Source organism: Pigmentiphaga humi, assembly GCF_900606115.1.
GTDB lineage: Bacteria > Pseudomonadota > Gammaproteobacteria > Burkholderiales > Burkholderiaceae_B > Pigmentiphaga > Pigmentiphaga humi.
In genome coordinates this window covers 50,958-72,006 of the sequence record NZ_UWPJ01000029.1, presented here as the reverse complement: position 1 = coordinate 72,006, position 21,049 = coordinate 50,958, and the positions used below count along the sequence as shown (strand labels likewise).

Genomic DNA, 21,049 nt, shown 5'->3' with positions numbered 1-21,049 from the left:
CTGGAGCTCCGATGCCCTTCAAAGCCTGACGCCGGGATGCCTTGACCGGCGTCAGAAGCCCTCCAACTCATCGGCGTCATCAGCGGCGCTCTCTTTGGCGGCAGCGGGACGGTCAGCTCGTGGTTTGTTCCCACGGAATGTTCGCACCCGTTGCGGCAACTGCTCCCGCACCAGCTCCATCCCCAGCCTGTCATTCTCCGTGGCCATCACCTTTACCACGTCCTCGAGATGGCCCAGTACATGCAAGGCACGCAGAAAAGTATGCAGGGCGGTGCCGGGATAGCCGTCTTCCATGCGCCTGAGTGTGCTCAGTGACGTGCCAATACGCTGTGCCAGGTCTTCCTGGCTTAGGCGGCGCACACGGCGCGCAATCGAGATGTCCTGCCCAAGGCGGTGCAACGCGCGCTCTACGGGGCGCGGCAACACAACCCGTGGGCCAGGATTTCTCGGCTCGGAAGATGGCATGTTTGCGCCTGCTCAGATAGGGTTAAAAACAATCATTAGGCGTTCATATTTGAGTACACAGACAAACTGCGATCAACCCGCCAATCCCTGAGTATCAATTCATATATGAACACTTAAGTAAATTCTTAATTCATATCTGAATACAAGACGACATATCAACCCGGGCCGAAACGTTTGTCCGAGCGGTGGGTAGCCGTCATGAACTCACAACGGGTTGCTTCGGCATCAGGCCATGTGGAATTGGACAGGCCGCCACTGGCCTGTTGGCCTTAGCCCTTAATGAACCGATCAGGCTGGAGATTCAATCACTACCGCCCAACGGGACAGAAACGGGGCACACCCGTCCCAACACCGTCGACCACCGCGGTTGGATTCCGTGGTCAGCACCAGTCGGTGAGAGACATCGGGGGGCGTCGTGATAGCTGCCATGGCCTCGATTGCGACTCTACATAGACATGGTAATGCAATTGCATTACCATGTCTCATCTACTCTTGCGAGATCATCATGCCCACAACCCTTGACGTTGAGTCCACCCTTACCGAACGCTACCAGACCACCGTTCCTGAAACGGTAAGACGCGCCCTTGGCCTGAAAAAACGCGACAAGATCCACTACAGCATCCGAGCCAACGGAGAGGTGGTGCTCTCGCGTGCCGAAGATGCCGATGATGAAGACCCCGCGCTTGGAGCATTCCTGGCTTTCCTCGCCCACGACATCGCGTCGCATCCGGAACGCCTAGTGCCCTTATCGAGCGACTTGCGTGCTTCCATGGAAAAGGCATCGCGCGAGGCTGGAAATATCGACTTCGATGCACCGCTGTCCGCAGATGACGAATGACGGCTGAATCGAGCGCCCCCGTTACCGTCAACGGTTGGACCATCTACCTGCATCCGCTCTTTCGTGCGCAACTGGATAGTCTGCAGAAGCAAGTCGAATCCCTGAAACGCAAGGATCCGGACGGATACCATCGACGCAATGCCACGAAGCGCCTGGCTGCCATTGCGCGATTGGCTTTCGAGATCATCCCCCAAGACCCGACGCGAGCGGAATACCGGCAAGGTGGAACGCTGAGAGACCAGCACAAACACTGGTTCCGAGCCAAATTCTTCCAACAGCACCGATTGTTCTTTCGATATCACGCGGCCAGCAAGATCATCGTGATAGCGTGGGTCAATAATGAAGACACAAAACGCGCCTACGAAAGCGACGACGATGCTTATCGTGTATTCAGGAAGATGCTGGATAGAGGGGATCCGCCGGATGATTGGAATGCGCTTGTGCTTGCAGCCAAACGCAGACGGTGATCGGACTAAACAGGAACGACAGCTGTCTGTCATCATCGGCAGCTTTCGATCCTTCTCATTCAGTCGGATACCAGCAATTCTGGCAACCGCCTTCAGACGCGAAGCAGCCGCCCGACAAATTGCAAGGCGAAAGCGACAACTATGATTTTCTCCCGCCATTTGCAGCGGAGCGGAGAAAGGGCGTGTGTCTCATCCCAGCGCCGAGGGGAATAAGCAGTTTAACGGCCTTCGTCGGCAGACTATGCGGATCCGGAGATTCTTTTGGAAGATCAAGAGCTTGATCACTAACTAGCCATCCCTGAAAACCCTGGATGTCAGCGGACTGGAGCGGGTGAAGGGAACAACATCAAGCACCCAACCCATTGATTTATAAAAGGTTACTCCCGTTCGGAGAGCGGGAATGTACCGCATTTTGTACCAGTTCCGCGCACACTGGCAAGCTGCTGCTCCAACAGGCACCATGCGGTTTCCGCTCCATGGAGCCCAGTCTTTGCTCCTTTCGTCTACAGGCAATTTCACTCTATGGAATGGTTTCAGCATATGTTGAAATTGACTTTATAAGTGAAATTTTGGCGATGCTCTTCAAAAAATGTGGTACTTTCAGCGAATGCTGAAAGAGGCCAATTTAATGAAAGAGTCTGAGGCTCGGGCTGGTGAGGCACTGCGCCGTTTGCTTGCAAAGATCCCGATCCTTCAGGTCGAAGGGATCGAAGCCGAGGCTATGTCCGACGATTGGGAGCCGGACCTTATCGCCCGGCTGCTCGTGGACGGGCGGCAGCATCTGCTCATCTGCGAGTACAAGTCGAACGGGCAACCGCGGTACGCCCGGTCCGCGCTGCTGGAACTGCGGAACTACGTTGCGCAGCGAACTCCCGAGGCAACGCCCGTCTTCATCGCCCCCTATATCTCACCTGCGGTAAGGCAACTGTGCGAAGAGAAGGGTGTCAGCTATCTCGACCTGGAAGGAAACGCCCGGATCGCCTTCCGCGGCGTGTTCATCGAACGCATGGTGACGGACAAGCCTGCGGCGGAGCAACGCGAACTCAAGTCGTTGTTCAGGCCGAAGTCGGCCCAGGTTTTGCGCACCATGCTGCGCGAGCCAGGCCGTGCTTGGCGTGTCACCGAGCTGTCAGAAATCTCCGGAGTCAGCCTGGGGCACGTCAGTAATGTGCGCACCGGGTTGATCGATCGAGAATGGGCACGCGCCTCAGATGACGGCCTCGTTCTCTCAGATCCCGACGCACTGGTGGACGCATGGCGGGACAGCTACACAGCACCGCCAGGTGAGCGGCTGCGGTTCTACACGCCTTTGCATGGCAGCGCGTTCGAAGAAGCTGCCCGTAGCGCATTGCGCGCCAAAGACGGTCCCGGGCATGCTGCTTTCGCATCGTTCTCGGCAGCGCAGTGGCTTTCACCCTACGGTCGTACCGGCACGCACTATTTCTTCGCCGACGAAGATGGTCTGCGTGAGCTTCAGGCAACGCTGAAACTCACGCCTGCCGCGAAGGGCGAGAACGTGGTCATCACCGTGCCGAAAGACACGGGATTGTTTGCCGACACCATTGAACCTGCGCCGGGCGCAGTCTGCACAAGCCTGGTTCAAACCTACCTCGACCTCTCCATTGCCGGCGAACGCGGCGCCGAGGCCGCCGACCACCTGCGCAAGGAAAAGCTTACATGGCCCAAATGACACCCCCCCAGGAACCACAATCGGCCGCCGAATATGACGACCGCACGACTGCGGCCGTGAAATCCGTGCTGATCGAGATCGGCCAGATACTTGGTAGCTTCAAAGGCAAGTTCGCCATCATAGGTGGTGCAGTCCCCTGGCTGCTACTGGCCAACGAGGAGATGCCCCACGTCGGCACACTCGATGTAGACATTGGACTTGATGCAGAAGCTCTCGGCGACGGTGAATACGCAACCTTGATCGGTGCGCTTCAGGGTCATGGATATGCCCAGCGCGACGGGCTTCGACGGTTCCAACTGGTTCGTCAGGTTCCCGTGAAGGACGGTGGAGAGGGGATCGACATCGTGGTCGATTTCTTGATGCCGCGCGATGCAGAGATCGTCAAGAACAATCCTCCCCTGATCAGCGACTTTGCCGTACAGCGTGCTGACGGCGCTGACTTGGCGATGCGGTTCTATCAACTGGTGGCGGTGGCGGGCCCGATGCCGAACGGAGGGACCAACCGCGTGGAGATTGCGGTGTGCTCTATCCCTGCACTACTGGCAATGAAAGGCCATGCGTTGGCGGGCCGCTACAAGCAGAAGGATGCCTACGACATCTACTACTGTGTGCGGAACTATCCTGATGGCATTGAGGCTCTGGCGCAGCAATGCCTTCCGCTCCTGGGACACGCAAGCGGCGAACGAGGTTTCCAGCACATCGCCGACAAGTTTGACGCCTTCGAAGGACATGGTCCCACCTGCGTGAGGCGTTTCGTCGAAGACACGCATGCGCTGGGTGATCGCACGCCCGAACAGTGGCAACAGGATGCGTTTGGGCAGATCGATACTCTCCTACGTGCGATGGCGCTGCGAGGTTGAGTTACGGCCCCATGGACTACGCTCAACTTCGCAACTTGTTGGAGTCCCTGGTAACCGGTCTGAAGGATGCTGGCACGCACACTATGCTGCCAACACTCTGCGAAGAGTTGGGCCTGCCCGTGCCTCCCGATGATGGCTCCAAGCGGGAACGAATGACAGCCAGCTTCAATGCGCTTGCGGATACCGAGTTGCCTGCAGTGGCCCGCAAACTGCTGATCCGCCACCCGCCCAATGCCACTACGCGCAACCAGATTCAAGACATCCTCTGGAGCGACAGTGCATGCCCGCCCATTCCGAAGCGGTATCGGCGCGAGATCGCGCGCAGGCTTAATAGCGAAGACTTGTATGGGGATGCTCGGAGGTTCGACGAGTTGCTGGAACGCCTGTGGATCTTGGACGCCGATGACTGGATGCACCTCATAGGCGGCAAGCCCACAGGCCTGCGCGATGAAATCCAGCAGCACGTTCATCGGAACCCAGAGGATTGGCCGGCCGAAACGCTGTTCGACCAGTTAGGCGCTTATGACGCTTCCGACCGGCGCTTCGCGCTGTTCCTGGAGGGGTTGGCTTCCGCCGACGTGCGTCCCGACGAGGCAGCGCAACGCCACTTCGTCGCTTGCGTCAACGAGCCACTGCGCGGTTGCAGCGTCGAACTGCGCGAGACCGACTTGGAAGGCGGTTACCCGGTCTTCTCATTGGTTTCACTGCACGCGGCGACTAGGAGCCGGCCGAAGAATCTCATCTTCGCCTCACCCGACAAGCCCGACCTGCGCTTCCGCGACGCGCTGGACAACGACGTCGAGATTGTCACCAACGCGGACAAGGTACTCGTCTATGACCGCTTCATCGGCAACGACGGACTGCGCTGGAACGATCTGCAGCAGTGGTGGAGCGACACCGAGCAGATCGCCGATGCAACGCAGGCCAAGCTCTCACTGTACAGGCGCCTCAAGGCCAGCTTGCCCCGTAACTCGCCGCCGCAGACCCTACTTTTCGATGCCTTCTTCGAAGGGTTTCGCGGTGCGGTTCCGAACCTGCCTGCGCTACTGCCGGAAGTTTGGCTGCACTGGGACCCACGTACGATCAAGGAGAGAGGGCCGGATGCGCTTTTGCGATTTCGCATGGACTTTCTGCTCCTGCTGCCACAGGGCGTTCGGGTCGTCATCGAGGTCGATGGTAAGCACCACTACGCGGACACCGCAGGCAACGCCGATGTGCAGCGCTATGCGCAGATGGTTAAGGCCGATCGCGAACTGAAGCTCGCAGGCTATGAAGTTTTTCGTTTCGGAGCCGCGGAGCTGCAAGTGCCGACGGCGAAGGCCGACGTGAAGACGTTCTTTGAGGCTCTGTTCAAGCGCTACAGCGTTCTGACGGGCTGACAACCCAAAGGCGAGCATTTGACGGAATCCTAGCTAGCCATAGCATAGTTTCGCTATTGTGGTCGAAATCACAATTTTCTGAACTAAATAGCGAACATGTCACGCAAGCCGTCCTTCGTCTTTCCGCAAGAGTAGCGCCTGCGTTCCGATCTGGATGAGTGGCTGGAGTACAACGCAGTCCTTGATTCCCTCTCTGGAAACGCCCTGGCTGCCACGTCCCTATGGCCTTAACCAGCGCCTTTGGGCGTGCCAACCATCCTTGCCGTGCACAGGAAGCTACCCTCTGCCTGCAAGCGACCAACAGTAGGCGGTCCCAATGTGACGACTTCAGGCTGGCTGCTGACGCTCAGGCCAAACTACTCAATGTCGGCTTTGTCCGAGAGAGGCATTTCGCCTAGATCGTCACATTCGGACGCATCAGTTCAGACTGCCTAGAGATTAGGCTGGTGCTGCATCGAACGCGCCGCATCTGAGCGGCCGACAGCAAGGCTCAGAACGAGGGTAAGTTGGTCGTCATGTCTTCGTCAGGCTCGTCTGGATGATCCACCCCAGGTGCGTCGAGAACCAACAGCGATATGGACATGTCGTATCGGTCCGACAGCACGACCATCTCGCGCAGGGGAAGATTGATGGGCCACACGCCATCGGCGTGCTCCACGCCCAAGCGGTAGTCTGCGGTTGAAGTCGCTTGTGCTGGGTCCACGGCAAGCGAGGCCGAGGGCAGTTCCATACCCTCCCGAAGCGCTCCCAACGCATACTTCTTTGCACTGCTGCTGGCCTTCCACCAGTGCAGCATCCCTTCCCGCCCCATGACGGCGACGGCTGCCTGATCCGTGAATTCCAACCATTTGAGGATGGCGGCCGTGAGAGAGACACCGTAACGGTCAGCACACTCACCCAAAAGATCAAGAGTGATACGGCGCCCACGCACCTGCTGGGTGTAGTCGTCGATCGGCATGAGAAGGTACGACGCAAACTGGTCTGCCTCGCGCTCGATCTTGGCCCTGGTGATCCCTAGTGTCGCGCTCTGGGAGCATTGGAACGCCTCCTGCAGCTTGCGATGCAGGACGTAGTGCCCGAACTCATGAGCGACAGTGAAGTTCGCTCGTCCTGGCAGGTCTTCGTGCGGGTGGTACAGCAGCGCCCAGACCTTCCGCTCCTTCAGCCAGAACAACCCGCCCTCGAATCCTGGCAACTCTCGGGCTTGCAACTCCCCGATCGGCGCATCGGGCGCAACGTTCCTGGACCATTCCTGCGCCAGCGCTCCGGCGTTGATCGGAAACGTCAGGCCGTGGACGGCGCGCCACAGTTTCGCCAGCTTGATCGCCTCGCCCGATGCGGAAAGCCCCACTTTCAAGAGCCAGCCTTCTTGTCCAGAACGCTGAGGATCTCCTGCAACTGCTGCTTCACCCCGGTATCCAGCGATTGGTACTTGCGAAAGAAGGCTTCGTCGGCCACGTCGATCGAGGGCTCGGCGACGTCGTCGTTCATCAGGAACTCGGGCGTCACGCCCAAAACCTTGGCCACCTCATTGATCCGGTCGGCGGACGGGCGGGCCTTTTCCTTGTTCTCCAGTTCCCATACGGATGACTTGGACGCACCGATCTGCTCGGCGAACTGTTCTAGCGTCAAGCCTGCTTTCTTCCGCAATGTGCGGACTTTCTCGCCCAGTGTTGGCATGCTTGTTCGGATTTCCAATAAAAAAAATACTTGACTCCAGAAGTTCGGAAGTCCAGAATTATTATTTTGATATTTCCGAACTTTCCGCGCAACCCCGATTTGGTAACACAGCCAGTGGGGAACAGGGAGGCCGGATGTCGCAATCAACCAACCGATCCTGAAAGGGGACGACTATGAGCAAGACGTTGAAGCCCGGCACGCCGGCACCGAAGTCCGGCCAGTACCAGAACCCGGGCACCGGCAATGAAGTGACCGGCGTGAAAGGCAAGCCGCTGCCGCCGACGCCGCGGCCGGGCCAAGGCTACAAGCTTGTGGACCCCACGAAGCACAAGCGCTGAGCCGGGGCGAGTCCAGGTACAGCAGAAGGCCATCAACAAGAATTTCAAGGAGACCCCGTGATCCGCGAACCTGTGACTCTCCCTCAGCGCCCCCGCATCTCGATGCGGGCATCGGCGCGCTTCTTCCACCTAGTGGACGTCATCGCCCGCGCCAATGAGCCCACGGCCACCCAGTTGTCGGCCTTGGAGCGTTCCTACAACAGCACCGGCGAGTTCCTCTCGGCCTGCCCGGAGTTCCAGGGCGATCTCATCCAAATCCACGCCCACGGTTCCCGGCAGTTGGGCACCGTCGTGCGGCCCCGCGATGGCTCGCGGGAGGGTTTCGACATCGATCTGATCGCACGCCTGGCATCTGGGGCGCGTCACAAGTATGACGGTGAGCACGGACCAGCCTTGCTTCTCGACCGACTGCATCGCGCCTTGTCCCGCTACGCCGATGCGCATGGCCTCCAGCTGCGCCGCTGGGAACGTTGTGCGACGCTGGAATACGCCGAAGGCATGTGTGCCGACATCGCGCCGGTCATTGACTCGCCGTTGTTGGCCGCGCCGTTCGGCGAGACACACGGCCTCATCCCTGACCGCGAACTGCGGCTCTTCGACTCGACGAACCCGCGCGGGTACGCGAAGCATTTCGATATCGCTGCCGCGATCTCGCCAAATTTCACAGACGTGGTGCGCTTCTCGGAGGCGATGGATTCGGTGACGCGCGCGGAAGTGGCGCCGCTGCCTGATGCGCAGGAAGTGTTTGACCGATTACTGTGCCGACTGGTGCAACTGTTGAAGCTGCACCGCAATGTAGCCTTCGGCGTTGCGCAGGGGAGCCAAGACATGGCGCCTTCGTCCGTCTTCCTGACGACGCTGGCCGCGATGGCCTACGCGGTAGAAGCGCCGCAGCCGCACGAGAGTCCCCTGGAGTTGCTGCTCGATATCGTGGAACGGATGCCGCTGCACTTCGAGCGGATTTCCTGCTCCGACAGTTCCGAAAAATGGGTTCTGCCCAACCCGTCCGCCCCCCGAGACAACCTGGCCGGCGGCATGAATTCTTCGGCGCGGCAGGAGGCGTTCTGGGCGTGGCACCGCCGCCTGATCGAGGATCTGAAACGCATCTTGCATGCCATCGAGAATCACCAGGGCATGGATGTCTTGCTCAAGGCGCTGGAGAGCGCATTCGGACCTCGCTGCGCGGGCGCTATCCAGCAGGACCAGACCCAGCGGCGCCAGACTAGTCACGCTGCTGGCCGGGTGACGCTGATCTCGTCGGCGGTAGCCGCACCGGTCAGTGTCGCAGCGCGACCTCATACGTATTTCGGCCACTGATGACGCCTTACCCGGCTCCGCCCATACCGACCTTGGCCCAGCGAGCCATGGAACTGCGCACCTTGCCTCTTGATGGTGCCCGGCTGATGTTTCTGTCAGGTCGCGCCCTGCGCTATCGATTCCATCTAGCACCAAGCGACTTCGGTCGTGTCTACGAATGTGAACTGCGCTTGACACCCGATTCGCGCCCACCAGAAATGTTCGTACTAAGTCCTGACCTGACGACTCTGACCGACGAAGTTGCGCTGCCCCATATCTACCCCAACAACGGCCCCGGCACCAAGCTTTGTCTCTGGTGGCCGAAACAGCGTGAGTGGGTACCGCAGATGAAGCTGGTCGACACCTACATCGCCTGGACTTCGGAGTGGCTGTGGCACTTCGAGAACTGGCTGACCACTGGGGTATGGGCTGGCGGCGGCGAGCATCCGCAGCTACGCAAGAAGCGCTGGGCCTAAGCCAGCGACGACTGAGATCGCATAACGACAGCAACGACGCAAGAAGCAGAGAGCAGCATGAATAAAATCGACCAGAAGCAGGTGGAGACGCGCATGCTCAACTTGCTGCGTGCCAGGACGCTGATCTACCGCAGGGCCAAAAATGTGCAAGCGGTGAGCCTAATCATCTCGCTCGTGTTCCCGATCATCGGCCTGATCGTGTCAGCCTTGCTCCTCCCTTCAAAGCCGTTCATCGCGTTCGCCGCCCTGATGTTCAGCTTCCTGGAGGTTCTGCTTCTCGATCGCTGGCACCGTGCGCAGCTCAAGAATGCAGCCAAGCTGCAAGAGGATTTCGACTGCACGGTGTTGCAGATGGACTGGAACACCTTCCTCGTCGGCAATCGCATTGACCCCGAAGATGTCTTTGCCGATGCATGCAAGAGGCTCAGTGACAAGGATGAGCAACGGCTGATCAACTGGTATCCGCTCGCCGTCAAAGAACTGCCGCTCCATCTAGCAAGGCTGGTGTGCCAGCGCACCAATCTCTGGTACGACAGCGCTTTGCGCAAGCGCTACAGACGCGTTCTCTTGACAGGCTGCGTGGTGCTGATCGCGGCGGCTGGGGTCGTATCACTTGCCATCGATCACACCATGACGACCTTCGTGCTCTCCACGCTGGCCCCGATGACGCCGGTGATGATCTGGGCGCTCAGGGAATGCAACCGGCAGGCCGCGACCATTGAGTTGCTGGACCATCTGAACGATGAGGTCAAGAAGCTCTGGGAGCGCTCCCGCAGCGGTGCAAAGGAACAGGAGATCAGCATGTGGTCGCGCGAACTGCAAGACGCCATCTTCAACCACCGAGCTTCCAGCCCATTGATCTTCGACTGGGTCTACAACCTCTTGCGCAAGCAGATGGAAGAGCGCATGAACGCTGGCGCGGACCACTGGGTGCGTGAACTGCGCGTGTCCGGCAACGTGCACTGAAGGCGGGAAGACGAATGAAACTGGTCCAAGACTTCAACACCTTCCTGAACGATACGGTCAACCTCAACAGCACGCGCTTCGATCAGCTCGAAAGCAGCATCGAAGCCATCAAGACGGCTGTGCGGGGGCTGGACTGGAAGCCATCCATCGTCGGCTTCGCCGCACAAGGGTCATGGGCTCACAAGACCATCATCAAACCGCTGCCTGGAGACCCGTTCGATGCGGATTTGCTGGTTTATGTGAAGCCGGTCGCGGGCTGGGAGGCGAAGGACTATATCAACGAACTGTATGCGGAGATGGGCAAGCTCGGGCTGTACAAGGACAAGATCAGGCGCTACTCGCACTGCATCACTATTGAGTACGCTGGCGAGCGCAAGATCGACGTGGCACCCTGTGTGAGGGAGCGCCTACAAACAGGTATCTGGGAGGTTTGCAATCGCGACACTAATCTCTTCGAAAAGTCGAATCCGCTCGACTACACGGGCTGGCTGATCGAGCGCAACAACATCTGCGGAAACAACAACTTCCGCAAGGCCACGCGGTTGCTGAAGTACCTAAGGGACATCAAGACCAACTTCACCTGTCCTTCGTTCCTGCTGACGACGCTGCTCGGCAAGCATGTGTACGCGACCGACAAAGGAGCTGCAGGTTTCGTGGATGTTCCCACGACGCTCAAGACGCTGATCGATCGGCTCGATGATTGGTTGCAGGCCAACCCGAGCAAGCCAACAGTGCGCAATCCCATGCTGTTCCAGGAGATCCAAAGCACTGCCTGGGACGACACCAAGTATTCGAACTTCCGCTCGAAGATCAATCTGTACCGCGGGTGGATCGATGACGCCTACGACGAGACGGACAGGGAGGAAAGCATCGGGAAGTGGCAGCGTGTCTTCGGTGAGGACTTTGCCGTTCGGGAGGCTGCTGAAAAGGCTGGCAAGGTTAGCGAAGCTGCGCTGTCCGCCGTTCGGGGAAGCCCCGTGTTAGCCGGCGTGGCCGATCTGGTGGCACTGGTGAAGAAGATCGGCCGTGCGGCCCTGCCTAGTGGCTTTGATCGTCTGCCGCACATGCGCCGCCCACGATGGCGATCAACTGAAGGCTCGCGACTGACCGTGAATGTCGGTGCGCAGTTGTGGACATCCCGCTATGGGCAGCTTGTCCGTCCGCTTGCCTCGCTCGCGCCCACGCAGCCTGGATACTGGGTGCGCTTCAACGCCAGCAACAATCTCGGGCTTCCTTTCCCGGAGACCTACAAGGTCGAATGGCGTGTGACGAACACGGATGAGATTGCGCGCCGTGCCAACGCGCTGCGTGGCGACTACTACCGCTCCGACGAACCAGGTATTCGGTGGGAGCAGTTGTCCTATCGGGGGGTCCATATGGTCGAGGCTTTCCTGATCCGCAAGGTCGACGACAGGTTTTTGGGAAAGAGCGACCCGTTCTACGTGGTGATCGAGTAGCAACTGATCGGGGCAATCTTTATTTGAGGCGTTGGGCCACATTGCCACGCGGTGCGTCAATCAAGTGCAATGTCAATGCATGGGAAACCAGTGATCTGATTAGAGCTCAACGGCCTCAACGAATGACCGAAAGGTGGCGGACAAGGTGTGTAGCAGCCTAGGCAGCGAAGGGCTGCAAACGCTGCCTAGCTGCCGTTCATGGCACCAAGTAGGTCTGCTGCATCCTGACCCTCTAGCGGGTTGCTTCGACCATGCTGTGAATACTTCGGGCAGTGGATTGCCTCGGCCTCCTTGGTGGGAGAAATGACTGCCGCAGCGCAAGCTATCTCGAAGTAGGGCGTATGTACCCTTGCTCCGGATGCTGCTTGATTGTGATCGCGTGGCCAAGGAGTCCCCGGTAGCCCCTGCAGATGCACGATCAAATGCCGGCTTGCAATCTCTACTGCACCCAGTGCCGGCAAGTCCAGCCGGTTCGCCCAGTCCTGCATCATCACGCGTCGCTGCTCCACATACTGCGCATGGTTGTAGGTAGCCCTGATGCGATTCGGGTCTGCATGTGACATGCTGAGCATCCACCCATGCCTTTGGATATGTCATTTACACGCTTGCGCTGTTTACGGGTCAACATCATGCGCTGTTTGAGTGACGCCGCAGGGATGATCCATAGCCCTCGCTCCAGATCGAACTGGGCTGGCGTGGCAAGTCACAGTTCGCCCGTGCGTACTCCGGTGAGCAGCAGCAGGCGGACGGCTAACTGCGTCACCTGGCTTCCCTGGTAGGTACGCAAGACTAGCAAGAACGAAGGTATTTCCTCCATTCGCAAAAATGGGTTGTGCCGAACCGGTGGCAAGGGCACGGCGACCACATGCAGATCCCGTGCAGGGTTGTTCTCCATGTCCGGCACGATCACCATGGCATATCCGAACAACTGCCGGAACCAGGTGCGAACCTTCTCGGCCACCGACAACAAACCCTGCTTTTCGATCCGCCCGACCACTTCCAGCAGGTGATGCCGCGTGATCTCGTGAATGGTCATTCGCCGTAGCGGCGGGATGACATCCTTCTTGAACACCCGCCGGATCTGCGCCAGCGTGCTCTGTCGTCCTTCCTCCAGCGCCAGCGCTCGGTAGGCCAGCCACTTTTCGTACACCGTGATAAAGGTGTGCTCACCCGCCAGCCGAGCGGCCTGCTGCTTCTGCTTGCGCGCGATTCTCGGGTTGATGCCCTTGGCAATCAGCGTTCGCGCTTCGTCCCGCATGGCCCGAGCATCACGCAAGCCCAGTTCGGGATACATGCCCAGAGACATCCGCGACTGTTTTCCCAGCCCGTGGTAGCGGAAGTGCCACGCCTTGCTGCCCTTGGGCGAGACGAAGAGCGACAGGCCATCGTAGTCACCCAGGGTGTAGTTCTTGCCCGTTGCCTTCGCGTTGCGAACATGCAGATCAGTGAGCGCTATGCTCCAACTCCAAACTCCCAGATTAGATAGGACAGGAGCCGCGGCTGCTTCAGCGCCGACCTTCAGGTCTCATCAATGCGGTGTGTCGGATACCGCATTGTTGGCCCGAAAAATGTACTTGATTGGGTAAGCTGCGGGCAGGTTTTACTGATTGCCAGCGAAGCCCATACCAAAAATTCCCTGGAATCTCAAGGACTTAGGGAGCTTCCCAAACTCACACATGGGGTGTGGAGAATCACTTGGAGCGGGTGAAGGGAATCGAACCCTCGTATGAAGCTTGGGAAGCTGCCGTTCTACCATTGAACTACACCCGCCTTGGTGCCCGGACTGAACGCCCGGACGAAAGGCACTGCCGCTTGGCGGCAGGAGTGCAATTCTAAGCCCGATTTCGGACGCCCGCAAATGCGCTCAGGCGACCTTTCGCAAGGTGTTCCGCCCCGCTGGCAAAAAGCCGCTGGCGTCGAAACCGGCACGGGCCGAAAATCCGACCGTCGCACAGTTCCTGTACTTTCATGGCCATCAAGCTCACCAATTTGCGCGATTTCGTTGCCACCGTCGAGGAAGGCAGCATCCGCGCCGCGGCGCGTAGGCTGCGGTTGAACCAGTCCGCGCTCACCAAGAGCATCCAGCATCTCGAACGGACGCTCGAGGTCGAGCTTTTCCACCGGCTCCCCCGCGGACTTGAGCTGACCGTCTACGGCAAGGCCTATTACTCGCGGGCGAAAGCCGTCACGATGGATCTTCAGCGCGGCGCGGAAGATATTCGGCATTTGAAGGGCCTGGGCGGAGGGCAAGTCGCCATCGGGGTGTCGGCGACGGCGTCGCTGTTGTTTCTTCCTGCTGCCGTCGAGCAATTCCAGGCCAGGTTTCCGGACACGAAGCTGAGAATCGTCGGCGGCTCGCTGGTGGTCATGTACCCGGAGCTGCGGGACGGGCGCCTGGACTTCGGGATCGGCCCCCGCCCCGCCCAGCCGCTGGACGGGGATTTCACCCTGCAGCCCCTTTTCTGCCAGCCCCACGTGGTGGTGTGCCGTCCCGGCCACCCGCTCGCCCGCTGCACGCGCCTGGAGGACTTGATCGATGCGAGCTGGTTAGTGGGCGGAGCGACGGATCTCGATCTGGCAGCGCCGGTGGAATCGTTTCAATCCGCCAACCTGCCCGCCCCCGCAAAGACGATCCGATGCGAGTACCCGCCGGCATTCCTGAGTCTGCTGATGACCGGCGATCATTTGATGATGCTGCCCAAGGTATGGGTGGATTCGATGCTAGGGCGCCATCATCTGATCGCGGTGCCGGTCAGGGATAGGCTGCAGCACACCGACATCTGCGTGATGCGGCGCAGGGGCCTCGATCCCACGCCTGCCGCCTCTCATTTGCTGACCATTTTCGAGCGGCTGATCGCGTCGCTCCTACCACCGAGCACGCGCCCCTGAGCCGGCAGGGATTCCAGTTATTCATCGGCATGATGCATTTGGCATCTTACCCGGCGCCGCCCCATCTGTTCGAATTCCTCCTGCAACCGCCGCATGGACGCATGTTCCAGCGCGGCGCACGAGGAGGCGAATTTGACTATCGAGCATCAATCTACGCGCTGGCGCCAAGCCGTTACCCACCCATCCGAAGGCAAGCATCCCGGTTTCGGACACCGCGTCGAGGAAGACGAGCGCTTCCATGTCGAGCGCGACGTCGCCGTGGCGATGCGCGACGGGATCAGGCTGTATGTGGACATCATTCGTCCCAAGGGGAATGGACCTTTTCCCGTCATTCTGACGTTCAGCCCTTACGGCAAGCATGGCTTGAAGAAATTCCTGCTTAACGGCGGAAGCGGCGTGCCGGAGGGCTGGGTCTCCAAGTACGCGGTTTGGGAAGGCCCCGATCCCGATTATTTCTGCCGGCACGGCTATGCCGTGGTGAATGCCGACGCGCGCGGATCCTGGTACTCGGAAGGCGACATGACCATATGGAGCGAGCAGGAGGCGCAAGATGGGCACGACCTGATCGAATGGTGCGCGGCGCAGCCATGGAGCACGGGCAAGGTGGGCATGTCCGGCGTTTCCTATCTTTCCATCGTGCAATGGCGCATCGCGGCCACCAATCCGCCCCATCTGGCCGCGTTCAACCCCTGGGAAGGCTGGACCGATTGCTATCGAGAGCGCGCCTATCACGGCGGGATTCCGGAAACCAACATGGTTCGCTGGGCGCAATGGTCGACGAGCTTTTCGTTGACACGTTCAGAAGAATTCGTGGAGATGGCCAAGGAATTTCCGCTGGACAACGCCTACTGGCGATCCAAGAGCGCGAATCTTTCAGCCATCACGGCGCCCGTGTATATCGTCGCCGGTTGGGGCGATCAGGGTCTGCATTTGCGCGGAAGCGTGGAAGGCTATAAGCAGATCGCGTCCGAACACAAATGGCTGGAGATTCACGGACGAAAGAAATGGCAGTACTACTATCAGGAATCCAGTCGTGAGAAGCTGCGCAAGTTCTTCGATCACTTTCTGAAGAACAGCGACGACCAGGTGCTGGGCTGGCCTCGTGTCCTGTACGAGGCCCGCGAGAAATATTATGTGGGCGAGTATCTGCCGGCAGCCGACTGGCCGTTGCCGGACCGGCAGTTGCGGCCGCTATGGCTGGACGCTTCCCGGCGGAAGCTTGGCGATGTCCCGCCAACCGAGGTTGCGACGGCTCCGTACGACTCGGCCAACGGCGAGCTGAGCTTCACGTATACGTTCACCGAGCGGACCGAAGTCACCGGCAATATGAAGCTGCGTATCTGGCTGCAAAGTCCGGACAGCACGGATGCCGATGTCTTTGTCGGGGTCAGGAAACTGGACGCGAACGGACAGAAAATCGGGCTAGCGTTCATGGCTGAATACGACGACGGCCCGGTCGCGCTGGGCTGGCTGCGTGCCAGTCACCGCAAGCTCGACACCCGGCGATCCTCCCCTGAACAGCCCTGGCATAGCCACGACGCCGAGCAATTGCTGCAACCCGGGGAAGTGGTGCCTCTGGACATCGAGCTCTGGCCGTCGTCCACCGTTTACGAGGCCGGGGAACAACTGCAGCTCGTCATCCAGGGCCAGGACATCTACGTTTACCCCGGCGTCCGCCATGGGCAGGTTCACGACGAGCTGCGCAACCAGGGACCTCACGTCATTCATGCGGGTTGCGCCCGCGATTCCCACCTGCTTATTCCCGTCATTCCGCGCGCGCCGTCAAGAACGGCGCTCAACTAGACACGGCGGCCCGATAGCCAGCCGCGCGAATTCTGGAGACTCCATGTTGAAACGCACTATCTCGACCCTCATCCTCTGCATGGGCGTGGCAGCCAGCGCCACGGCGGCAGCGGAAAGCTACACGCTGGTTGCTCCGTTCAGCGCCGGGTCCGGGCCCGACGTCCTGGCGCGCGCACTCGCCGACGAACTGGAAAAACAACTCGGCGACCACTTCGTCGTGGTCAACAAACCGGGCGGCAACGGTATCGTCGGCATCCAATTTCTGGAGAAATCGCCGCCGGAAAACACGATCGCCTTTCTTGACAGCACCATGCTCACCGTCAATCCCGCGCTGCTGCGGAACCTCACCTACAGCGCGAAGAGCTTCGTACCATTGAGCATGGTGGCGGACACGCCGTTCAGCTTGTTCATCAACACCTCGCTAAACATCAATTCGGTGTCCGAGTTGATCGCCTATGCCAAGGCCCATCCCGGCAAGCTCTCCTACGGCTCGCCATTGGGGGTGGGCCATCCCGGGCACCTGGGCATGGAAGCCTTCAAGGAAAGTACGGGCACCGACATGATCATGGTTCCGTACAAAAGCTCCCAGACCATGCTGGCCGACATGGCGTCGGGGCGCATACAGCTGGGATGGTCCACCTTCGCATCCGGCCGATCCTTCATGGAAACGGGCAAAGTCAAGGTGATCGCCACGGGCGGCGAGCGCCGCATTACGCCGCTTCCCGACGTGCCGACCGTTGCCGAAGCAGGAGGGCCTGCCGATCTGCGCGTAGATGGTTTGCTGGCGGTCTATGCCTTGCCGGGTATGTCGGCCAAGACACGGTCGAAGCTGGAAAAGGCGCTCGCACAGGTAGTGGGATCATCGGCGATTCAACAGCGCATTACAGGGGTCGGCTACGAAAATGCCAGCGGCGACGGGCAGGCCGTCACCCGGCGCCTGGATCGCGAACTGGCTCGGTATATCCCCTTGATCGAAAGGCAGCACATCCAGCAGAACTGACCGATTCGACGTCAGCGCTTCGCCTTCCTCAGCGCCGAGCCCTTGTGCGCCGCGATGTGGCTCGTTTTGTCGCTCTTGATTTCGTACTGCGGGTCTTCCTCGCTGGCGCGGTGCGTGTGTCCCTTGTAGTCGAAGTCCTTCGTGTGCACGCGGATGATCGTGCCGCCGACGACGCCTGCCTCGGAGTTCCAGGCGACGTGGTCGCCCACTTTGAATCGGTCCGCCATGGCGGTTGTCTCCTGTGTGTGAACGCGGGCGGGTCATGCCTCCGGCGAGTACGTCAATGCGCCGTTCTCCAGGCGCGCCGCCGACGTGAAGGGATGGACTTCGCTTTTTCCGCTGCCGAGGATATGCCGCACGCACACCCCACGCGCTTTCAGGTAGTCGGCGATCAGCGAGCGGTGGCATCGCCACCACACCGCTTCCGCGCACATGACGGCCGTGCGCCGGCGGCGGGCCAGCGCCAGCAGGCGTTCGATACCCGCGTGGAAAGCCTCGGTCTCCATGTAGTCGGCATAGCCGCGGAAGGACGCGTTCCGCCAGACGATGTTACGGGAGTCCGCGCGGGGGCGCCGGCGCCCGCCGAGTTCCGGTAGCGGCACATATTCCACGCCGGCCTGCGCCAGGGTGAGGCGCAGCGCATCGGGATTGAAGTGGGGATATTTGCGCGAGCCTGCATGCCGCCGCACATCGGCCAGCGCCTCTATGCCATGGGAAGCCAGGAGCGCCAGGAACGCTTGCATGGGATGCGTGGAATGCCCCACCGTCCACACTTCCACCCCTGCCGTGCCGTCCATCGCCGCCTCCGTCTCCTGCGAAGGTTTCTATAGTATTCCCTTGCTATCCAGACCTGGTTAAATCGGGTTACAAGCCAGCTATCCACCCTGCCGTGCGGAACAGCGCTTCATCGCGGTGTTGGCCGCCTATGAGCTGCAGGCCTACGGGCATGCCGCCGTCTTCGAGCATGGGCACGGTGATCGCGGGTGCGCCGAGTAGCGAGGCCTGGACGGTGAACTTGCTGTTGCCGGTGTTGGACAGGCCTATGGGAGCGGCGCAGGGGGTGGTGAGGGTGATGATGCCGTCCGTGTCCGCCACGAGCGCTTCGAACTGGGCGCGCAGCGCGGCGCGGCGGTTCAGCAGTGCTCGATATCCTTCCCGGCCCAGGGCCGACGATTGCGCGATGCGGTCGTGCATGCGTTGGGTCAGGCCCCAGGCATCGTGATAGGCAGCGGTCTTGAGCGGCCACAGCGATTCATAGCCGACGAGTTCGAACGACAGCGCCTGCATGTCCAGCGCCGCCTGTTCGAACGCCGCGACGCCCGCATGGGCGGCGCCGGTCAGCAACTGCACGCCGGCCGCGCTGCAGGCCGACAGCAGGGACTCGAACTGCCGGTTCACGTCGGCGGGCACGGTTTCCCAGTCGGGCATGCGCAGAACGATCAGGCGGGACGGGCGCGAGGGCTTGGGGGGTTCGGCATCGCCGAACAGCCCTGGATGCCCCGGGTCGCCACCAGCGCGCAAGGCGATGCCGAATACCGTGTGCCATAGATCCGCCAGGCTCGCGCCTATCGCGCCTATGCAGCTCTGGCTTTGAAAGTCGTGACTGCCGCCCCGGTTGATCGCGCCGAAGGTGGGCTTGAAGCCGAAGGCGCCGCAGTAGGCCGCCGGGCGCAGGACCGACCCGATGACCTGCGTGCCGAGCGCGGCCGGCAGCACGCCGCCCCCGACTGCGGCGGCGGAGCCCGAACTCGACCCCCCCGGCGTGCGGGACGGTTCGAGCGGGTGCCGGGTGTCGGTGGGAAAGGTGCTGGCGAATTCGGTGGTCTTGGTCTTGCCGACGATGGCGGCGCCGGCTTCGCGCAAGGCGAAGACGCAGGCGGCATCGCGCGGAGCGCGGTAGCGTTCGCTGGTCGGCGAGCCCAGGCCGGTGGGCATATCGAAGGTTTCGATGACGTCTTTGATACCGATCGGCATGCCGTCGATGGGCGACAGCGGACGCCCTTCGCGCCAGCGTTGGGTGGCGGCGTCCGCGGCCACGCGTGCGCGCTCGATCGACAGGGCGGCAAACGCACGCGTCGTACCCTCCACCGCCTCCAGGCGTTCAATGGACCGCTCCAGGAAGTCGCGAGGGGTATCCTCGCCGGCGCGGAACAGCTCCGTGGCGGCGTGGTAGGAAAGCAGCAGGGGCGAAGGGTGTCGGCTCATGGTCTTATTTCACCCCGGCGCCGGTCGCGTCGACCAGCTTTTTCCACGTGGCGGACTCACGCTGCATGTAGGCGCCGACTTCCTTCGGGTTCAGCGGGGCGGCGACGTCCATGGATTGCACGGCGAATTTCTGGCGCAAGGCCGGGTCCTTCAAGAGCTGGTTGACGGTGGCATTCAACTTCTCGACCATGGGTGCCGGCGTGCCCACGGGCGCGAACAACACCGTCCATGAAGCGCTGAAGTTGTCGTAACCGAGTTCCGCCATCGTCGGCACATCGGGCAGGATGGGCATGCGCTTGTCGTTGCCCAGCGCGAGGATCTTCATGCGTCCGGCCTGCTGCATGTTGTAGGCGCCTCCGATCGTGGTGAAGCCGACGGGGGGTTCGCCCGATGCGACCGCGATGTCCGCCGGGCCGGCTCCGCGATAGGGCACCGCCGCCATATCGCTCTTCCAGAGCGCGTTGAACAGGTACATCCCGATCATTTGCGACGAGGTTCCCTGCCCGGAAGTGGCGAACGAGAGTCCGCCTTTCTTCGCCAGTTTGTGCAGGTCCTCCAGGTTCTTGACGGGCAGGCCGGGGTGGACCACCACCGCGTTGGCCTGCGTGGCCATCAGGGCGATCGGCACGAAGTCCTTGTCGGGGTCGTAGCCAGCGTTCGGCGTGGTCAGCGCGTTCAGCGTCAGCGCATTGGCCGCGACCAGCAAGGTATAGCCATCGGGAGCGGCCTTGGCCACATACTGGGCGCCGATGCCGCCGCTGGCGCCTGTCCGGTTCTCGACGATGAAAGTCTGCTTGAGCGCTTTCTGCAAGCCCTCGGCAATGATCCGCGCGGCGACGTCGGTGGGCCCGCCCGGCGGGAAGCCGACCACGATGCGGACCGGGCGGCTCGGATAGCTGTCTTGGGCATGGGCGACGTTGACCAGAGAGCCGGCCATCAGGCACAGAGCGGCAAAAGGATGCCAAAAGCGCATTGCATGTCTCCATTTCTGTTATTGGAATTCGAGCGCGGGATGACGCGCTCTCGCACGGTGGATCCGTGCTCGTCCGTCGCCGCCATTATTCGTCTTCGGGGGGATGCCGATGATTGTTTTTTCCGCGCCTATCATAAGCAAACTCTTATATTTCCAATGAAGCTCCGCCGAAAATAGAACGGCTCTCGAGCGCAATAAAACCGAGAAACATAAGAATTTCCTGATATCCGTGACCGCCGTTGCGGACGATGCCCACACCAAACGGTT

General features: G+C 60.5%; 20 protein-coding genes, 1 tRNA gene and 1 pseudogene. 13 read left to right on the top strand and 9 right to left on the bottom strand.

Going from position 1 to position 21,049, the window contains the following annotated elements; all coding sequences use genetic code 11:
* Window positions 1–51 precede the first annotated feature (51 nt).
* Entirely contained in the window at window positions 52–465 is a 414-nt protein-coding gene (locus PIGHUM_RS19070; protein WP_124081296.1) for a helix-turn-helix domain-containing protein, read from the bottom strand.
* A gap of 505 nt (window positions 466–970) precedes the next feature.
* Between PIGHUM_RS19070 and PIGHUM_RS19065 the strand changes: the two genes are divergently transcribed.
* The 5 genes from PIGHUM_RS19065 (at window position 971) to PIGHUM_RS19045 (ending at window position 5,699) form a co-directional block, all read left to right on the top strand.
* Window positions 971–1,303: a type II toxin-antitoxin system PrlF family antitoxin gene (locus PIGHUM_RS19065; RefSeq protein ID WP_124081295.1), complete on the top strand. Its 333-nt coding sequence runs from the start codon at window positions 971–973 to the stop codon at window positions 1,301–1,303.
* Window positions 1,300–1,770: a type II toxin-antitoxin system YhaV family toxin gene (locus tag PIGHUM_RS19060; RefSeq protein ID WP_124081294.1), complete on the top strand. Its 471-nt coding sequence runs from the start codon at window positions 1,300–1,302 to the stop codon at window positions 1,768–1,770. The genes PIGHUM_RS19065 and PIGHUM_RS19060 overlap by 4 nt, the downstream gene beginning before the upstream one ends.
* Window positions 1,771–2,377: 607 nt before the next feature.
* On the top strand, window positions 2,378–3,460 hold the full coding sequence (locus tag PIGHUM_RS19055) for a type IV toxin-antitoxin system AbiEi family antitoxin (protein ID WP_124081293.1): 1,083 nt from the start codon (window positions 2,378–2,380) through the stop codon (window positions 3,458–3,460).
* Window positions 3,448–4,320, top strand: a complete 873-nt coding sequence (locus PIGHUM_RS19050; protein WP_187697810.1) for a hypothetical protein — start codon at window positions 3,448–3,450, stop codon at window positions 4,318–4,320. Before PIGHUM_RS19055 ends, PIGHUM_RS19050 begins: the two co-directional genes overlap by 13 nt.
* An 11-nt stretch (window positions 4,321–4,331) precedes the next feature.
* Window positions 4,332–5,699 (top strand): AbiJ-related protein, encoded by a 1,368-nt coding sequence (locus tag PIGHUM_RS19045; RefSeq protein ID WP_124081292.1) that lies wholly within the window; start codon window positions 4,332–4,334, stop codon window positions 5,697–5,699.
* Between the two features lie 490 nt (window positions 5,700–6,189).
* Here the strand turns inward: PIGHUM_RS19045 and PIGHUM_RS19040 are convergent, their stop codons facing one another.
* Window positions 6,190–7,050 carry an ImmA/IrrE family metallo-endopeptidase gene (locus PIGHUM_RS19040; RefSeq protein WP_246013347.1) on the bottom strand — a complete coding sequence of 287 codons (861 nt, stop codon included), beginning with the start codon at window positions 7,048–7,050 and terminating at the stop codon, window positions 6,190–6,192.
* 2 nt (window positions 7,051–7,052) lie between these two features.
* Window positions 7,053–7,379 (bottom strand): helix-turn-helix domain-containing protein, encoded by a 327-nt coding sequence (locus PIGHUM_RS19035; protein WP_050729724.1) that lies wholly within the window; start codon window positions 7,377–7,379, stop codon window positions 7,053–7,055.
* A gap of 173 nt (window positions 7,380–7,552) precedes the next feature.
* Between PIGHUM_RS19035 and PIGHUM_RS24030 the strand changes: the two genes are divergently transcribed.
* Genes PIGHUM_RS24030 through PIGHUM_RS19015 form a run of 5 tightly spaced genes read left to right on the top strand, consistent with a single transcriptional unit; the run spans window position 7,553 to window position 11,912 of the window.
* Window positions 7,553–7,717: a hypothetical protein gene (locus tag PIGHUM_RS24030; RefSeq protein WP_171019920.1), complete on the top strand. Its 165-nt coding sequence runs from the start codon at window positions 7,553–7,555 to the stop codon at window positions 7,715–7,717.
* Window positions 7,718–7,774: 57 nt separating this feature from the next.
* The gene (locus PIGHUM_RS19030) at window positions 7,775–9,034 is read left to right on the top strand and encodes a nucleotidyltransferase domain-containing protein (protein WP_124081291.1); all 1,260 of its coding nucleotides are present in this window, start codon (window positions 7,775–7,777) and stop codon (window positions 9,032–9,034) included.
* A 47-nt stretch (window positions 9,035–9,081) separates the two neighbouring features.
* The gene (locus PIGHUM_RS19025) at window positions 9,082–9,489 is read left to right on the top strand and encodes a type II CBASS E2 protein (RefSeq protein ID WP_246013340.1); all 408 of its coding nucleotides are present in this window, start codon (window positions 9,082–9,084) and stop codon (window positions 9,487–9,489) included.
* 57 nt (window positions 9,490–9,546) lie between these two features.
* On the top strand, window positions 9,547–10,455 hold the full coding sequence (locus tag PIGHUM_RS19020) for an S-4TM family putative pore-forming effector (protein ID WP_124081289.1): 909 nt from the start codon (window positions 9,547–9,549) through the stop codon (window positions 10,453–10,455).
* A gap of 14 nt (window positions 10,456–10,469) precedes the next feature.
* Window positions 10,470–11,912: an SMODS domain-containing nucleotidyltransferase gene (locus PIGHUM_RS19015; protein WP_124081288.1), complete on the top strand. Its 1,443-nt coding sequence runs from the start codon at window positions 10,470–10,472 to the stop codon at window positions 11,910–11,912.
* Between the two features lie 395 nt (window positions 11,913–12,307).
* On the opposite strand, the pseudogene PIGHUM_RS19010 reads toward PIGHUM_RS19015, so the two are convergent.
* Window positions 12,308–13,368 (bottom strand): annotated as a pseudogene (locus PIGHUM_RS19010) (tyrosine-type recombinase/integrase); the annotation flags it as partial.
* Between the two features lie 240 nt (window positions 13,369–13,608).
* A tRNA-Gly gene (locus PIGHUM_RS19005) sits at window positions 13,609–13,682 on the bottom strand.
* A 198-nt stretch (window positions 13,683–13,880) separates the two neighbouring features.
* On the opposite strand from PIGHUM_RS19005, the gene PIGHUM_RS19000 reads away from it, so the two are divergent.
* The 3 genes from PIGHUM_RS19000 (at window position 13,881) to PIGHUM_RS18990 (ending at window position 17,604) form a co-directional block, all read left to right on the top strand.
* Window positions 13,881–14,801 carry a LysR substrate-binding domain-containing protein gene (locus PIGHUM_RS19000; protein ID WP_124081287.1) on the top strand — a complete coding sequence of 307 codons (921 nt, stop codon included), beginning with the start codon at window positions 13,881–13,883 and terminating at the stop codon, window positions 14,799–14,801.
* A gap of 93 nt (window positions 14,802–14,894) precedes the next feature.
* Window positions 14,895–16,604: a CocE/NonD family hydrolase gene (locus PIGHUM_RS18995; RefSeq protein WP_124081286.1), complete on the top strand. Its 1,710-nt coding sequence runs from the start codon at window positions 14,895–14,897 to the stop codon at window positions 16,602–16,604.
* Between the two features lie 43 nt (window positions 16,605–16,647).
* Window positions 16,648–17,604 carry a tripartite tricarboxylate transporter substrate binding protein gene (locus tag PIGHUM_RS18990; protein ID WP_160142354.1) on the top strand — a complete coding sequence of 319 codons (957 nt, stop codon included), beginning with the start codon at window positions 16,648–16,650 and terminating at the stop codon, window positions 17,602–17,604.
* A gap of 11 nt (window positions 17,605–17,615) precedes the next feature.
* Here the strand turns inward: PIGHUM_RS18990 and PIGHUM_RS18985 are convergent, their stop codons facing one another.
* The 4 genes from PIGHUM_RS18985 to PIGHUM_RS18970 all read right to left on the bottom strand — a co-directional run bounded on the left by PIGHUM_RS18985 (window position 17,616) and on the right by PIGHUM_RS18970 (window position 20,782).
* Window positions 17,616–17,831, bottom strand: coding sequence for a hypervirulence associated TUDOR domain-containing protein (locus tag PIGHUM_RS18985; RefSeq protein ID WP_124081284.1), 216 nt, complete (start codon window positions 17,829–17,831; stop codon window positions 17,616–17,618).
* A gap of 33 nt (window positions 17,832–17,864) precedes the next feature.
* Window positions 17,865–18,401: a DUF488 domain-containing protein gene (locus PIGHUM_RS18980; RefSeq protein ID WP_124081283.1), complete on the bottom strand. Its 537-nt coding sequence runs from the start codon at window positions 18,399–18,401 to the stop codon at window positions 17,865–17,867.
* 67 nt (window positions 18,402–18,468) lie between these two features.
* Window positions 18,469–19,809: an amidase gene (locus PIGHUM_RS18975; protein ID WP_124081282.1), complete on the bottom strand. Its 1,341-nt coding sequence runs from the start codon at window positions 19,807–19,809 to the stop codon at window positions 18,469–18,471.
* Between the two features lie 4 nt (window positions 19,810–19,813).
* Entirely contained in the window at window positions 19,814–20,782 is a 969-nt protein-coding gene (locus PIGHUM_RS18970) for a Bug family tripartite tricarboxylate transporter substrate binding protein (RefSeq protein ID WP_124081281.1), read from the bottom strand.
* Between the last annotated feature and the right edge of the window lie 267 nt (window positions 20,783–21,049).